Genomic DNA, 14,490 nt, shown 5'->3' on the forward strand with positions numbered 1-14,490 from the left:
TGGGGAACTAACCCCAAGCATAGTCAAACCTTTACTTAATGGTCAGGGCTTCCAGTTTGCCGCTGTTGCCATACAGATAAATCGTGTCACCCACCACCAGCGGACGGGCACGCAGGCCGTCGCTGTCGATGCGCTCGCGGCCGACGAAACGACCGTCAACCTGGCTCAGCAGATGCAGGTAGCCTTCCATATCACCGACTGCAACATAGCTTGAGTACACTTCTGGAGCCGACAGTTGACGACGGGCCAGCGAATCGTTGCTCCACAAGGCTGTGGTGGAACGTTCGTCGACGCCTTCAACGGTGCCCGAAGACAGGCTCACGTAAACGCTGCCAAAACCCTGGGCGACACCGGCATAGCTGGAAGCATCACGCTGCCAGAGCTGACGACCGCTTTCCAGATCCAGTGCCGCAACGCGACCCTGATAGCTGGCAACATACAGCGTACCGCCGGACAGCAGCAGGCCACCGTCGATATCGACAACGCGCTCCAGTTCCGAACGGCCTTGTGGAATCGCTACACGTTGTTCCCATACCGGCACGCCGTTGGAAATATCGAGAGCGACCACTTTACCGGTCGACAGGCCAGCCACCGCGAGGCGGTTGGTGACGATCGGCGCACTGGTGCCGCGCAGGGTCAATAGCGCTGGAGTGCTGTCATACAACCAGCGCTGGCTACCGGTAGCGGCATCCAGACCGATCAGACGGTCATCCTGAGTCTGAACCACCACTACGTCGCCGTTGTTTGCCGGCGGTGCGAGGACTTCACTGGACACGCGAGCGCGCCATTTCTCTTCACCGCTGCTGGCGTCCAGGGCAACAATTTCGCCCTTGGTCGTACCGAACACAAGCAGACCGTAACCCACGCCAACGGCGCCGGAAACAGGCAGCTCGAGATCTTTCTTCCATTTGACGTCGCCATTGCTGCGATCCATCGCCATCACCACACCGGTGACGTCGGCGGCATAGATGGTATCGCCATCGATCGCCGGAACCAGCATGTTGTACGTTCCGCCCTGACCGTCACCGATCGAACGACTCCACTGCTTTTGCAGAACCACTTCTTCTTTGAAGTCGGTCAACTCGGCCGGTGGCAATTCTTTTTTGCTGTTGCTGCTGCAACCCGCGGCCAATATGGCCAGAGCCAGCAATGCTGCATGTTTCCAACGAATCACGTCACGCATCCCCTTTGGCCAGGTCGTCCAGCTTGATTTGTAGGCCACCGACCGCCGCTTCATCCGACAGTGCCGCCTTGGCTTTTTGATACGCCGAGTTCGCTTCATCGGTACGACCCAGCTGCACAAGCAGGTCGCCTTTGAGTTCTTCGCGAGTAGCCAGGAATGCTTTATCGGCATCGCCTTCGAGCAGTTTCAGGGCTTCATCGGCCTTGTTCTGCGCAGCCAGTACCTGCGCCAGACGCTGACGGGCAATTTCGCCCAGCGCCGGGTTGGCCGGTTTGGCGACGATGGCTTTCAGCTCGGTGGCTGCGTCATCCAGCTTGCCGCTGTCGACCGCAACTTTCGCCACGAACAGGCTGCCGTATTGCGCGTAAGCAGTACCGCCGAACTCGCTGTTGAGCTTGCCAGCCAGGTCCGCAACACGGGCGGCATCAGGCTTGCCGTCAGGCGTCAGCGTGGTTTCCAGCAGTTGCTGGTAGAGCATCGAGGCGCCTTGCGATTGATTGCTCTGATACTTTTGAAAGGCCTGCCAGCCGAACACGATGACCAGCGCCAACAGGCCGCCAGTGACCAGGGGCTTGCCGTTGCGTGTCCACCAGTCCTTCAAATCCGCCAGGTTTTCGTCTTCGGTACTCGACACCCCAATACTCCTTAATCGCTAAATCGGCTGTTTATGACAGCTTCAACCCTGCACGACGCAGGTGGCCAGGTGTGCAGCAAGCGCATCCCAGGCAATGCTTTGTTGTTCGCCCTGGCCACGCAGGGGTTTGAAACCTACCACTTGCTGGGCCATTTCGTCGTCACCGAGGATCAGCGCGTACAGCGCACCGCTCTTGTCGGCTTTCTTGAACTGGCTTTTGAAGCTACCGGCGCCGGCATTCACTTGCAGGCGCAGGTTGGGCAATTGATCACGAACACGTTCGCTCAGCGCCAGTCCGGCCAGCTCGGCGGCTTCACCGAAGGCGCAGAGATAGACGTCGACCTGACGGGAGATTTCTTCCGGTATCTGCTCCAGGGTTTCAAGCAGCAGCACCAAGCGTTCGATACCCATGGCGAAACCTACGCCGGGGGTTGGCTTGCCGCCCATCTGCTCGACCAGACCGTCGTAACGACCGCCGGCACACACGGTGCCCTGCGCGCCCAACTTGTCGGTGACCCATTCGAAAACGGTCTTGCTGTAGTAATCCAGCCCGCGAACCAGCTTCGGGTTGATCACGTAAGGAATGCCGGCGGTGTCCAGGCGAGCCTTGAGGCCCTCGAAGTGCACGCGGGATTCTTCGTCGAGGTAGTCGGCCATTTTCGGCGCGTCGACCAGCACGGCTTGAGTGTCAGCGTTCTTGGTATCTAGAACCCGCAATGGGTTGGTCTTCAACCGGCGCTGGCTGTCTTCGTCCAGCTTGTCCAGGCGGGCTGACAGGAACTCGACCAGCGCTTCGCGATAGCGACCGCGGGACTCGGCCGTGCCCAGGCTGTTGAGTTCGAGCTTGACCGCATCACGGATGCCCAGCTCGCCCCACAGGCGCCAGGTCAGTACGATCAGCTCGGCATCGATGTCCGGACCGTCGAGGTTGAAGACTTCGCAACCGATCTGGTGGAACTGGCGATAACGGCCTTTCTGCGGACGTTCGTGGCGGAACATCGGACCGATGTACCAGAGTTTCTGCACCTGGCCACCACCGGTGATGCCATGCTCAAGCACCGCACGCACGCAGGCCGCCGTGCCTTCAGGGCGCAGGGTCAGGGAGTCGCCGTTGCGGTCGTCGAAGGTGTACATCTCTTTTTCGACGATGTCGGTTACTTCACCGATCGAGCGCTTGAACAGCTCGGTGAACTCGACAATCGGCATGCGGATCTGCTTGTAACCGTAGTTATCCAGCAAACGCGAGACTGTGCCCTCGAAATGACGCCACAGGGGAGTCTGTTCGGGCAGGATGTCGTTCATGCCACGTATGGCTTGCAGAGACTTGCTCACTATAAATCCTTAAATTCGTTCGATCAGCCGCGAGCGATTACAGCTGCGTCGGCTTCGACCTTTTCGGCCGCTTTCTGACGGATCAAGCGTTCGAGCTCATCCACCAGATTGTCATTCGTCAGTTTCTGCGACGGCTTGCCGTCGATGTAAATCAGGTTTGGCGTGCCGCCGGTCAAGCCGATATGGGCTTCCTTGGCTTCGCCCGGCCCGTTGACCACGCAACCAATGACCGCGACATCCAGCGGCACCAGCAGGTCTTCGAGGCGTCCTTCCAGCTCGTTCATGGTTTTGACCACATCGAAGTTCTGCCGCGAGCAACTCGGGCAGGCGATGAAGTTGATGCCACGGGAACGCAGGTGCAGGGATTTGAGAATGTCGTAGCCGACTTTCACTTCCTCGACCGGGTCGGCCGCCAACGAGATGCGAATAGTATCGCCAATCCCTTCGGCGAGCAGCATACCGAGGCCCACGGCGGATTTCACCGTGCCTGAACGCAAACCACCGGCTTCGGTGATGCCCAGGTGCAGCGGCTGGACGATTTCCTTGGCCAGCAAACGGTATGCGGCGACGGCCATGAACACATCGGAGGCTTTGACGCTGACCTTGAAGTCCTGGAAGTTCAGGCGTTCAAGGTGCTCGACGTGACGCAGGGCGGATTCAACCAGTGCAGCCGGGGTCGGCTCGCCGTATTTCTTTTGCAGGTCTTTTTCCAGGGAACCGGCGTTCACACCGATGCGAATCGGAATCCCGCGATCACGGGCGGCATCGACTACCGCACGCACGCGGTCTTCGCGACCGATATTGCCCGGGTTGATCCGCAGGCAGTCAACGCCCAGTTCGGCTACGCGCAGAGCGATCTTGTAGTCGAAGTGAATGTCGGCAACCAGTGGAACCTTGACCAGTTTCTTGATCTTGCCGAAGGCTTCGGCGGCGTCCATGTCCGGCACGGAAATGCGCACGATATCGACGCCAGCGGCTTCCAGACGATTGATCTGGGCAACGGTGGCAGCGACGTCATTGGTGTCGCTGTTGGTCATGCTCTGCACAGCGATAGGCGCATCGCCGCCAACGGGCACGTTACCGACCCAGATCTTGCGCGACTCGCGACGTTTGATTGGAGATTCGCCGTGCATGACTTATTGACCCAACTTCAGGCGAGCAGTCTCGCCACTGGTGAACGGAGCGACATCAACCACCTGCCCGTTGTAGCTGACTTGCGCGCCACGGGCGAAGCCCAGACGCACGGAAATGGGTGGTTTGCCGCTGACAGAAACGTTTTCGCCTTTACGCTTGAGGCCGCTCAACAGCACTTTGCCGGTGCCGTCGGTCACTTGCGTCCAGCAATCAGCAGTGAATTGCAGTTGAACCTGGCCTTGGCCAGCAACCGGGGCAGCCGCCGCTGGCGCAGGAATGGTCGGTGTAACCGAAGCGGTTGCAGGCTGTTTCTGTACAGTTGCAACCGCTGGGGCTGGAGTTGCCGGCGTTGCGACAACCGGTGCGGCGCTGTGCGCCGGCGCAGCGGGTGTTGGCGCGGGTGCAGTCGGTGCGGTGGCCGGAACGGTGGATTCTGCTTCGGTCGACGCATCAGTCGGGGTTTCGGCTTGCGGCAGCGCCAGCGCGGTTTCGCCTTCAGCCTGACCTTGCGCGACGGCCTGGTCTTCCGGCTCGTCCAGCGGATGGATCTGGGTGGTGCCGTCAGCGCCTTCGACTTCAACGTGTTCCGGGCTCAGGCTGACCTGGTCCTTGGTGCGCTGTGAGGTTTGATCCTGCCACCAGACAAAACCACCGCCAATCACTGCGATCAGCAACAGCAGGCTGACAATTCGCAAAATGGTGTGGGAAACCCGAACCGGCTCTTCGATACGTCCCAGGCTATGAACGTTGCTGCCCTGGGAGTCGGTGCCGGTGGATTGGTCGAACTGCTGGACCAGTACGGTTTGATCCATGCCCAGCAATTTCGCGTAGGCGCGAATATAACCGCGAGCAAAGGTATGCCCAGGCAGCTTGTCGAAAGCGCCGGCTTCCAGATTGCTCAGGGAATTGACGGTGAGGTTGAGCTTGAGGGCCACTTCAGCCAGCGACCAGCCATTGCTTTCGCGGGCCTGGCGCAAGGTCTCACCGGGGTTAACGCGATTCGCTGCTACAACTTCGGGATGCGCCGCTTTCATCATTGCTCCGACAGGTATTGCTGATATTCCGGCGTACCGGGATAGAGTCGTTTTAGTTGCAGGCCAAAACTGGCGGCCTTGTCGCGATCTTCAAACACTTTTGCCAGCCGAACGCCGAGCAATAGACTACGTGCATTTTGCTCGGTGAGCAGGCTAAAACGGTCGTAATAGTCACGCGCGGGCACATAATGCCTGTCTTCGAAGGACAACTCAGCCATTTCCAGCAATGCACGAGGCTGTTGGCGATTCAAACGCAGGGATTTTTCCAGCTGCTGCTGCGCCAGATCGCGCTGCCCCAGCTTCGAAGCGGTCATGCCGAGGTTCTCGAACACCCGCGAACGCTCAGGATACAAGGTATCGGCGGCAGCCTGTTCAAAGCGCTCGTACGCCTCTTTGTAGCGTTTCTCTTCGAAAAGAAAACTTCCGTAGTTGTTCAGGATTCGCGCATCGTTGGTTCGGGAAGACAGCGCCTTGCGAAAATGCTCGTCCGCCAGCTCCGGTTCCATCTCGGCTTGAAACACCAGGCCCAGCGCAGCATTGGCGTCTGGATCCGAGTCATTCAGGTCCAACGCTTTTTTCAACGGTACTTTCGCCCGTTCGGTCATGCCTTGTTGCAAGTAGCCCAAGCCCAACTGCACATAGGCGGCACGCGCTTCATCGCGGCCCTTGCTGGTCTTCATCGGGTTGAAATCGCCCGACAGGACACAACCAGCACACAGGCTGGCCAACAGCAATAGCAGCGCGAAGCGCAGGGACATAGAGATCCTCTCTTAATTATTGTTCGCAGCGTTCTGCGCGATATCGTTTTCGGCGCTTAACTCGCGCACGGCGATATAACGTTCGCTGCGACGGGTGCGATCCAGCACCTGCCCTACCAATTGGCCACACGCGGCATCGATGTCTTCACCGCGGGTGGTGCGTACGGTGACATTGAAGCCAGCATGGTGAAGCTGATCCTGGAAACGGCGAATCGCGTTGTTGCTCGGGCGCTCGTAACCGGAATGCGGGAACGGGTTGAACGGAATCAGGTTGATCTTGCACGGAATGTTCTTGAGCAACTCGATCATTTCGACCGCGTGTTCAACCTTGTCGTTGATGTCCTTGAGCAACGTGTACTCAATGGTCAGCACGCGCTTCTCGCCCAGGGACGACATGTAGCGCTGGCACGACTCGAGCAGCATCTTAAGCGGATACTTCTTGTTGATCGGTACCAACTGGTTACGCAATGCGTCGTTGGGTGCGTGCAGGGACAACGCCAGGGAGACGTCGATGTGCTTGGACAGCTCATCGATCATCGGCACCACACCCGATGTAGACAGGGTTACACGGCGCTTGGAGATCCCGTAGCCCAGGTCATCCATCATCAGATGCATGGCGGCCACGACGTTGTCGAAGTTCAGCAGCGGCTCACCCATGCCCATCATCACCACGTTGGTGATGGCACGGTCGGCGGTCGCCGGGATGCTGCCGAACGATTTATTGGCAATCCACACCTGACCGATGACTTCGGCGGCGGTGAGGTTGCTGTTGAAACCTTGCTTGCCGGTGGAGCAGAAACTGCAATCCAGGGCACAGCCTGCCTGGGACGAAACGCACAAAGTGCCGCGCTTGCCCTGGGGAATGTACACGGTCTCGACGCAGCTGCCGGACGCCACGCGCACCACCCATTTACGGGTACCGTCGGTGGAAATGTCCTCGCTGACCACTTCGGGGCCGCGGACTTCAGCAATGACCTTGAGCTTGTCGCGCAAGGCCTTGCTGACGTTCGTCATGGCGTCGAAATCATCGACGCCAAGGTGGTGAATCCATTTCATTACCTGACCGGCACGGAAACGCTTCTCCCCGATTGAGTCGAAGAATTTTTCCATTTCCAGCTGAGTCAGACCCAGCAGGTTGGTTTTTACAGTCGATGTAGTCATGGATTCACCTTCACTCTTAAGCTAATGCTTAGCGAGTGGTTACTTCAGTAGCTGCGAAGAAGTACGAGATTTCGCGAGCGGCAGCGGCTTCGGAGTCCGAACCGTGCACAGCGTTGGCATCGATGGAATCAGCGAAGTCAGCGCGGATGGTGCCGGCAGCAGCTTCTTTAGGGTTGGTAGCGCCCATCAGCTCACGGTTCAGAGCGATAGCGTTTTCGCCTTCCAGAACCTGAACGACAACCGGACCGGAGATCATGAAAGCAACCAGGTCGCCGAAGAAACCACGAGCGCTGTGCTCAGCATAGAAGCCTTCAGCTTCGGCTTTGGACAGTTGCTTCAGTTTCGAAGCTACAACGCGCAGGCCAGCTTTTTCGAAACGAGTGGTGATCTCGCCGATAACGTTTTTTGCAACAGCGTCAGGCTTGATGATGGAGAAAGTACGTTGAACAGCCATGGTGTAACTCCAGAAACGGTAATTTGTGAAAAATTAAACCCGCGAATTATACGCGGGTTCTTTGGTATTGCCTAACTGAGTAAGGTCGCGGCCTCTGTAGGAGCTGCCGAAGGCTGCGATCCCTTGATCTCGGTCTTGCGCTTGAGATTCAAGTGGAATTGGAAAAGATCGCAACCTCGCTTCGCTCATCAGCTCCTACTCTGCTTCTTCGATCCAGGCGGCCTGAATGGCTTCAAGCACCTTCTCGCCACCGCGTGTCGGATCATCACTGAACTCCGGCAATGCCAGCACCCATTTGTGCAGATCGACGAAGTTCACGTAACGCGGGTCCGTATCCGGCTTGGATTCAGCCAGTTGGATCGCGATTTCCAGCACATCAACCCATTTCAGACTCATTTCAGCCCCTTGAATCAGTGCGGCGCTTCGGCCGCATGGTTGAGCGAGTATTTCGGAATTTCGACGGTCAGGTCTTCAGTCCCGACGATCGCCTGACAGCCTAGACGCGATTGCGCTTCCAAACCCCAGGCCCGATCAAGAAAGTCTTCTTCCAGCTCATCCGCCTCTTCCAGCGAGTCGAAACCTTCGCGGATGATGCAGTGGCAGGTGGTGCAGGCGCAGACGCCGCCACAGGCACTCTCCATCTCGATATGGTGCTCATGAGCCAGCTCGAGGATGGAGGTGCCGGGCGCAGCCTCCACAACCATGCCGTCCGGGCAAAACTTATCGTGTGGCAGAAAAATGACCTGCGGCATCGTTATTCCTCAATCTCATTCAGGTTGCGCCCCGCCAGCGCGGCTTTCACCGTCGAGTCCAGGCGGCGGGCAGCGAAGGCATCGGTCACTTGCGACAGACGCTTGGTCTGCTGCTCGATGGCGTAACCATCGGTACCTTTCATCAGTTCGGTCAGTTCCTGCATCTGCAACTCGATAACCATGCGCTCTTCAGCGTCGAGCAGGCGTTCGCCGTCGACATCGAGGGCGCCTTGCACCGCTTCGATCAGGCGCTGGGCATCGACTTGCTGCTCACGCAGAACACGGGCAACCTTGTCGTCGCTGGCGTGCTGGAACGAATCCTTGAGCATTTTGGCGATTTCGCCGTCGGTCAGGCCGTAGGACGGTTTGACCTGAATGCTGGCCTCGACGCCCGAACCCAACTCGCGGGCAGACACACTGAGCAGACCGTCGGCATCGACCTGGAAGGTCACGCGAATTTTCGCCGCACCCGCCACCATCGCCGGAATACCGCGCAATTCGAAGCGTGCCAGGGAGCGACAGTCGCTGATCAGCTCGCGCTCGCCCTGCAACACATGGATCGCCATGGCCGACTGGCCATCTTTGTAAGTGGTGAAGTCCTGAGCGCGGGCGACGGGAATGGTGGTGTTGCGTGGAATCACCTTCTCCATCAGGCCGCCCATGGTTTCCAGCCCCAGGGACAACGGAATCACGTCAAGCAGCAACAACTCGCCGCCGTCACGCTTGTTGCCGGCCAGGGTATCGGCCTGGATCGCGGCACCGATGGCCACCACTTGATCCGGATCGATTTCGGTCAGTGGTTGACGACCGAAGGCTTCAGCGACGGCTTCACGAACGCGAGGCACGCGAGTCGAGCCGCCAACCATAACCACCGCGTGCACTTCGTCCAGTTCGATACCGGAATCACGCACCGCACGGCGGCAAGCTTTGAGGCTGCGCGCAACCATCGGCTCGATCAGCGCATTGAAGGCCTCACGAGTCAGCTCGGCTTTCCAGTCGCCATAAGCGACTTCAACAGCCGCGACATTGGTCAGGGCTTCTTTGGCTGCACAAGCGGTTTGCAACAGATGGCGTTGCGCACCCGGATCAAGGTCGGCGGACAGACCGGCGCTCTCGATGATCCAGCCAGCGATGGCGTGGTCGAAGTCATCGCCACCCAGAGCGCTGTCGCCGCCGGTAGCCAACACCTCAAACACACCGCCGGTCAGGCGCAGAATCGAAATATCGAATGTGCCGCCACCCAGGTCATAAATAGCCACCAGGCCTTCGGCATGCTGGTCCAGACCGTAAGCCACAGCGGCAGCAGTCGGCTCATTGAGCAACCGCAGCACGTTCAGACCGGCCAACTTGGCCGCATCCTTGGTGGCTTGACGCTGAGCGTCATCGAAATAGGCCGGAACCGTGATCACCGCGCCAACCAGTTCGCCGCCCAACGTGGCCTCGGCGCGCTGACGCAGCACCTTGAGGATATCGGCGGAGACTTCGACGGGGCTTTTCGGGCCCTGAATGGTGTCGATGAACGGCATGTGCGATTCGCCGCCGACAAAGCGGTACGGCAGTTGATCGCCCAATTGCTTGACGTCGGACAGACCACGACCCATCAAGCGCTTGACCGACAGCACAGTGTTCAAAGGATCGGTGGCGGCAGCCAGTTTGGCCGACTCGCCGACCTCGACACGATCGGCGTGGTAGCGCACGGCAGACGGCAGGATGACCTGCCCGTCAGCGTCAGCCAGAGGTTCGGAAAGACCACTGCGCAACGCAGCGACCAGCGAATTGGTAGTGCCCAAGTCGATCCCCACAGCCAGACGACGCTGGTGCGGTTGAGGACTTTGGCCGGGTTCGGCGATCTGCAGTAGGGCCATCGTTATCAGGACTTATCTGTATATCAGGCGTGCGACCGGAGCGGCACTGGGTTAATCGTCGAGGCGCTCTTCTAACTGGCGCACTTCGTAAGTGAGCTTGTCGAGGAACTGCATGCGCCGCATCAGGCGTTCGGCCTGTTCACGTTGCGCTGCATTATTCCAACAGGCTGCGAAGCTTTGGTTCAGTTCATCCTGAGCCGTCTTCAGACGGCGCTTGAACACGGCAATACCCGCCATGTCGGCGCTGTCTTGCAGGTCTTCGAGCTCTTCACGCAGCTCCATCTGCTGCAGAAGAAACTCCGGATCATGCACCGTGACCTCCAGCGGCAGCTCGTGACCACCCAGGGCGAGCAGATATCGCGCGCGCTTGGGAGGATTTTTGAGCGTCTGGTAGGCCTCGTTGAGGCTCGCGGATTGCTCTAGCGCCAGCCGTTGCTCTCGCTCGGAAGCGTCTGCAAAGCGGTCCGGATGAACGCCGCGCGCCAACTCACGGTAGCGCGTAGCCAGCTGTTCGAGATCCAGATCGAAGCTCGGTTGCAGCTCAAATAAAGCAAAATGACAAGGAGTACCCACGAGTAGCCTCAGATATTGAAGCTTTCGCCGCAGCCACATTCACCGCGTACGTTGGGGTTGTTGAACTTGAAGCCTTCGTTCAACCCTTCCTTGACGAAATCGAGCTCGGTGCCGTCCAGGTAGGCCAGGCTTTTCGGGTCGATGATCACTTTCTCGCCGTGACTTTCGAACACCTGATCCTCTGCAACTACCTCGTCGACAAACTCCAGCACGTAGGCAAGGCCAGAACAGCCTGTGGTGCGAACACCCAGACGAATCCCTTCACCTTTGCCGCGCCCGTCGAGGGAGCGTCGCACGTGTTGAGCAGCCGCTTCTGTCATGCTGATAGCCATCGGTGACTCCTTACTCGTCGCCAAATCTTGAAAGTCAGATCAAGCCTTTCTTCTGCTTGTAGTCGCGAACGGCCGCTTTGATAGCGTCTTCAGCAAGTACGGAGCAGTGAATTTTTACTGGCGGCAGGGCCAGTTCTTCGGCCAGCTGAGTGTTCTTGATGGTCTCTGCTTCATCCAGAGTCTTGCCTTTCATCCACTCGGTCGCCAGGGAGCTGGAGGCGATAGCCGAACCGCAACCATAGGTCTTGAACTTGGCGTCTTCGATGATGCCTTGCTCGTTCACCTTGATCTGCAGACGCATCACGTCGCCGCACGCTGGAGCGCCGACCATGCCGGTGCCGACATCAGGGTCTTCCGCGTCCATCTTGCCGACGTTTCGCGGGTTCTCGTAGTGGTCGATGACCTTTTCGCTGTAAGCCATGATTCTTAATCCTCACTCATCAGAGAGTCGCTCTTGAGCCCTGCGAACCGAAATCCTGCAGGGCCGGTTTGCGGCGACTTGAAATCAGTGTGCCGCCCACTCGATTTTCGAAATGTCGACACCGTCTTTGTACATGTCCCACAGCGGCGACAGAGTGCGCAGCTTGGTAACGGCCTCGCAGACTTTCTGCGCGGCGTAGTCGATTTCTTCTTCGGTGGTGAAACGGCCGAAGGTGAAGCGAATCGAGCTATGGGCCAGTTCGTCGTTGCGGCCCAGGGCGCGCAGCACATACGAAGGCTCAAGCGATGCCGAGGTGCAGGCCGAACCGGACGAAACTGCCAGATCCTTGAGCGCCATGATCAGCGACTCGCCTTCAACGTAGTTGAAGCTCAGGTTCAGGTTGTGCGGAACGCGGGCGGTCATGCTGCCGTTGATGTACAGCTCTTCGAGGTCTTCGACCTGCTTGAAGAAACGGTCGCTCAGGGCTTTGATACGCACGTTCTCGGCAACCATGTCTTCCTTGGCTACACGGAAAGCTTCACCCATGCCGACGATCTGGTGGGTCGCCAGGGTGCCGGAACGCATGCCACGCTCGTGACCGCCGCCGTGCATGGTCGCTTCGATGCGAACACGCGGCTTGCGGCTGACGTACAGCGCGCCGATGCCTTTAGGGCCATAGGTTTTGTGGGCAGAGAACGACATCATGTCGACTTTCAGCTTCGACAGGTCGATCTCGACCTTGCCGGTGGACTGAGCAGCGTCGACGTGGAACAGAATGCCCTTGGAACGGGTCAGTTCGCCGATAGCTTCGATGTCGTTGATGGTGCCGATTTCGTTGTTCACGTGCATGACCGAGACCAGGATGGTGTCGTCACGCAGGGCAGCTTCGATCATCTCCGGCGTAACCAGACCATCGGTGCGCGGCTCGAGGTAGGTCACTTCGAAGCCTTCACGCTCCAGTTGGCGCATGGTGTCGAGGACAGCCTTGTGCTCAATCTTGGTGGTGATCAGGTGTTTGCCTTTGGTGGCATAGAAATGCGCCGCACCCTTGATTGCCAGGTTGTCGGATTCGGTGGCACCGGAGGTCCAGACGATTTCACGCGGGTCGGCGTTGACCAGGTCAGCGACCTGACGACGAGCGTTTTCGACGGACTCTTCAGCTTTCCAGCCGAACACGTGGGAACGGGACGCCGGGTTACCGAAGTTTCCGTCAACCAGCAAGCACTCACTCATCTTTTGCGCGACACGTGGATCAACCGGGGTCGTCGCAGAGTAATCAAGGTAAATCGGCAATTTCATGGACTATCTCCTAAATCAGGCTGGCTGGCGTGCCGCTAGCTCTTTGGCTGTCATTCGACGGCGGACGCTTCAATCTTGTCCAGGCGTGGCGTCTTGCTGTTGCAACGACGCTGATCCTGACGCTGGGCTACTTCTTGCACCTCACGGCGAGTGACAAGGTCAGCCAAGCTGATACCGCTCAGAAATTCGTGAATCTGCAGGCTCAGATCGCACCACAAGTGGTGGGTCAGACAGGTGTCGCCTTGATGGCAATCGCCCTGGCCCTGGCATTTGGTTGCATCGACCGATTCGTTCACCGCATCGATCACCTGGGCAACCTGGATGCCCTGCATGTCGCGCGACAGCTGGTAGCCACCGCCTGGGCCACGAACACTGGACACCAGATTGCTGCGGCGCAATTTGGCGAAGAGCTGTTCGAGGTAGGACAGGGAGATGCCTTGGCGCTCGGAGATATCGGCCAGGGACACCGGCCCGTGCTGCGCATGCAACGCCAGGTCAAGCATGGCGGTCACGGCGTATCGGCCTTTTGTAGTCAGTCGCATGGACAATTACCACGGAGTTCAGAATGGGGCGAGTATGCAATTCCCGAGTATTTAAGTCAACTATAAGACCTAGTACTTTAGTCAGGATTACCCGCAAAAGAGCGGCCGCATCATAGCAAAGGCGGACCGGTGACAGCCAGCAATTGCGCGTTATCGTTCTTCGCGAGCAAGCCCGCTCCCACAAGGACGATGAGCATCCTGTGGGAGCGGGCTTGCTCGCGAAGGGGCCAACTCGGTTTAACTGGCCTGACTCTGATCCTTGTCCTTCACACAGGCGAAGTCTTCTTCGCGCAGCTCAGGCAGATCTTTCGCACAGTAATTACTGCCCAGATCCTTCAGCGCCCCGCACATCCCTTCCAGACGCCCATCGACCGCCTGCAGGTGATCGAGCAGCTGACCAATGGCGCGAGCCACCGGGTCGGGCATGTCTTCGCCGACACCGTAGGCATCGAAACCGATCTTCTCGGCCATGGCCTTACGCTTGGCATCCTGTTCGTCATCGGATTTGATGATGATTCGTCCAGGAATCCCCACCACCGTTGCACCGGCCGGAACCGCTTTGGTGACCACAGCGTTGGAACCGACCTTGGCTCCGGCGCCGACCGTAAACGGACCCAGCACCTTGGCCCCCGCCCCCACCACCACGCCATCTTCAAGCGTCGGGTGACGCTTGCCCTTGTTCCAGCTGGTACCACCCAGGGTCACGCCCTGATAAAGGGTGACGTCATTACCGATCTCAGCGGTTTCACCGATGACGATGCCCATGCCATGGTCGATAAAGAAACGACGACCCACCTTGGCGCCCGGATGGATCTCAATCCCGGTCAACCAGCGACCGAAGTTCGACACCAGTCGCGCCAGCCACTTCCAGCCCATACCCCACAGGGCCGACGACAAGCGGTGGATCCAGATGGCGTGCATGCCCGGGTAGCACGTCAGAACTTCAAAAGCGTTGCGCGCTGCCGGATCACGATGGAAAACACTCTGGATATCTTCACGCAAACGCTCGAACATTT

At 58.6% G+C, this 14,490-nt stretch carries 17 protein-coding genes; all 17 read right to left on the minus strand.

The features are described 5' to 3' along the window. Positions 1-31: 31 nt before the first annotated feature. The 17 genes from bamB to cysE all read right to left on the minus strand — a co-directional run bounded on the left by bamB (position 32) and on the right by cysE (position 14,488). On the minus strand, positions 32-1,183 hold the full coding sequence (gene bamB / locus ACYZTX_RS25125; RefSeq protein ID WP_462036305.1) for an outer membrane protein assembly factor BamB: 1,152 nt from the start codon (positions 1,181-1,183) through the stop codon (positions 32-34). Further along, on the minus strand, positions 1,176-1,817 hold the full coding sequence (locus ACYZTX_RS25130) for a tetratricopeptide repeat protein (RefSeq protein WP_462036306.1): 642 nt from the start codon (positions 1,815-1,817) through the stop codon (positions 1,176-1,178). The genes bamB and ACYZTX_RS25130 overlap by 8 nt, the downstream gene beginning before the upstream one ends. Positions 1,818-1,859: 42 nt before the next feature. Further along, positions 1,860-3,149 (minus strand): histidine--tRNA ligase, encoded by a 1,290-nt coding sequence (gene hisS / locus ACYZTX_RS25135; protein ID WP_436274722.1) that lies wholly within the window; start codon positions 3,147-3,149, stop codon positions 1,860-1,862. Positions 3,150-3,172: 23 nt separating this feature from the next. Beyond that, complete coding sequence (gene ispG / locus ACYZTX_RS25140) at positions 3,173-4,282, minus strand: flavodoxin-dependent (E)-4-hydroxy-3-methylbut-2-enyl-diphosphate synthase (RefSeq protein WP_008147751.1); 1,110 nt, start codon at positions 4,280-4,282, stop codon at positions 3,173-3,175. Between the two features lie 3 nt (positions 4,283-4,285). After that, positions 4,286-5,317: a RodZ domain-containing protein gene (locus tag ACYZTX_RS25145; RefSeq protein WP_462036308.1), complete on the minus strand. Its 1,032-nt coding sequence runs from the start codon at positions 5,315-5,317 to the stop codon at positions 4,286-4,288. Beyond that, positions 5,317-6,075, minus strand: a complete 759-nt coding sequence (pilW, locus tag ACYZTX_RS25150) for a type IV pilus biogenesis/stability protein PilW (protein WP_462036309.1) — start codon at positions 6,073-6,075, stop codon at positions 5,317-5,319. Before pilW ends, ACYZTX_RS25145 begins: the two co-directional genes overlap by 1 nt. Positions 6,076-6,087: 12 nt before the next feature. Further along, positions 6,088-7,236, minus strand: coding sequence for a dual-specificity RNA methyltransferase RlmN (gene rlmN, locus ACYZTX_RS25155; protein WP_033061468.1), 1,149 nt, complete (start codon positions 7,234-7,236; stop codon positions 6,088-6,090). Between the two features lie 28 nt (positions 7,237-7,264). Continuing rightward, a complete protein-coding gene (ndk, locus tag ACYZTX_RS25160) occupies positions 7,265-7,690 on the minus strand; it encodes a nucleoside-diphosphate kinase (RefSeq protein WP_007916882.1) in 426 nt (141 codons plus the stop codon). A gap of 195 nt (positions 7,691-7,885) precedes the next feature. After that, on the minus strand, positions 7,886-8,086 hold the full coding sequence (gene iscX / locus ACYZTX_RS25165) for a Fe-S cluster assembly protein IscX (RefSeq protein WP_201193717.1): 201 nt from the start codon (positions 8,084-8,086) through the stop codon (positions 7,886-7,888). A gap of 14 nt (positions 8,087-8,100) precedes the next feature. Continuing rightward, positions 8,101-8,442, minus strand: coding sequence for an ISC system 2Fe-2S type ferredoxin (gene fdx, locus ACYZTX_RS25170; RefSeq protein WP_462036310.1), 342 nt, complete (start codon positions 8,440-8,442; stop codon positions 8,101-8,103). Between the two features lie 2 nt (positions 8,443-8,444). After that, positions 8,445-10,307 (minus strand): Fe-S protein assembly chaperone HscA, encoded by a 1,863-nt coding sequence (gene hscA / locus ACYZTX_RS25175; protein WP_462036311.1) that lies wholly within the window; start codon positions 10,305-10,307, stop codon positions 8,445-8,447. A gap of 51 nt (positions 10,308-10,358) precedes the next feature. After that, positions 10,359-10,880, minus strand: coding sequence for a co-chaperone HscB (gene hscB, locus ACYZTX_RS25180; RefSeq protein WP_462037108.1), 522 nt, complete (start codon positions 10,878-10,880; stop codon positions 10,359-10,361). Between the two features lie 8 nt (positions 10,881-10,888). Then, positions 10,889-11,212 (minus strand): iron-sulfur cluster assembly protein IscA, encoded by a 324-nt coding sequence (iscA, locus tag ACYZTX_RS25185; protein WP_093426158.1) that lies wholly within the window; start codon positions 11,210-11,212, stop codon positions 10,889-10,891. Between the two features lie 34 nt (positions 11,213-11,246). Then, entirely contained in the window at positions 11,247-11,633 is a 387-nt protein-coding gene (gene iscU / locus ACYZTX_RS25190) for a Fe-S cluster assembly scaffold IscU (RefSeq protein WP_003443374.1), read from the minus strand. An 84-nt stretch (positions 11,634-11,717) separates the two neighbouring features. Further along, the gene (locus ACYZTX_RS25195) at positions 11,718-12,932 is read right to left on the minus strand and encodes an IscS subfamily cysteine desulfurase (protein WP_462036312.1); all 1,215 of its coding nucleotides are present in this window, start codon (positions 12,930-12,932) and stop codon (positions 11,718-11,720) included. Positions 12,933-12,982: 50 nt separating this feature from the next. Continuing rightward, positions 12,983-13,474, minus strand: a complete 492-nt coding sequence (gene iscR / locus ACYZTX_RS25200) for a Fe-S cluster assembly transcriptional regulator IscR (protein WP_008042436.1) — start codon at positions 13,472-13,474, stop codon at positions 12,983-12,985. Positions 13,475-13,711: 237 nt separating this feature from the next. Next, positions 13,712-14,488, minus strand: coding sequence for a serine O-acetyltransferase (gene cysE / locus ACYZTX_RS25205; protein WP_462036313.1), 777 nt, complete (start codon positions 14,486-14,488; stop codon positions 13,712-13,714). Between the last annotated feature and the right edge of the window lie 2 nt (positions 14,489-14,490).

The organism is Pseudomonas sp. MDT1-17 (genome assembly GCF_054898105.1).

What these genes read in the sequence shown, in the direction of transcription:
- bamB (WP_462036305.1), bottom strand. Translation starts at nt 1,183, where the DNA reads ATGCGTGACGTGATTCGTTGGAAACATGCAGCATTGCTGGCTCTGGCC.
- ispG (WP_008147751.1), bottom strand. Translation starts at nt 4,282, where the DNA reads ATGCACGGCGAATCTCCAATCAAACGTCGCGAGTCGCGCAAGATCTGG.
- ACYZTX_RS25145 (WP_462036308.1), bottom strand. Translation starts at nt 5,317, where the DNA reads ATGAAAGCGGCGCATCCCGAAGTTGTAGCAGCGAATCGCGTTAACCCC.
- pilW (WP_462036309.1), bottom strand. Translation starts at nt 6,075, where the DNA reads ATGTCCCTGCGCTTCGCGCTGCTATTGCTGTTGGCCAGCCTGTGTGCT.
- rlmN (WP_033061468.1), bottom strand. Translation starts at nt 7,236, where the DNA reads ATGACTACATCGACTGTAAAAACCAACCTGCTGGGTCTGACTCAGCTG.
- ndk (WP_007916882.1), bottom strand. Translation starts at nt 7,690, where the DNA reads ATGGCTGTTCAACGTACTTTCTCCATCATCAAGCCTGACGCTGTTGCA.
- iscX (WP_201193717.1), bottom strand. Translation starts at nt 8,086, where the DNA reads ATGAGTCTGAAATGGGTTGATGTGCTGGAAATCGCGATCCAACTGGCT.
- fdx (WP_462036310.1), bottom strand. Translation starts at nt 8,442, where the DNA reads ATGCCGCAGGTCATTTTTCTGCCACACGATAAGTTTTGCCCGGACGGC.
- hscA (WP_462036311.1), bottom strand. Translation starts at nt 10,307, where the DNA reads ATGGCCCTACTGCAGATCGCCGAACCCGGCCAAAGTCCTCAACCGCAC.
- iscA (WP_093426158.1), bottom strand. Translation starts at nt 11,212, where the DNA reads ATGGCTATCAGCATGACAGAAGCGGCTGCTCAACACGTGCGACGCTCC.
- iscU (WP_003443374.1), bottom strand. Translation starts at nt 11,633, where the DNA reads ATGGCTTACAGCGAAAAGGTCATCGACCACTACGAGAACCCGCGAAAC.
- ACYZTX_RS25195 (WP_462036312.1), bottom strand. Translation starts at nt 12,932, where the DNA reads ATGAAATTGCCGATTTACCTTGATTACTCTGCGACGACCCCGGTTGAT.
- iscR (WP_008042436.1), bottom strand. Translation starts at nt 13,474, where the DNA reads ATGCGACTGACTACAAAAGGCCGATACGCCGTGACCGCCATGCTTGAC.
- cysE (WP_462036313.1), bottom strand. Translation starts at nt 14,488, where the DNA reads ATGTTCGAGCGTTTGCGTGAAGATATCCAGAGTGTTTTCCATCGTGAT.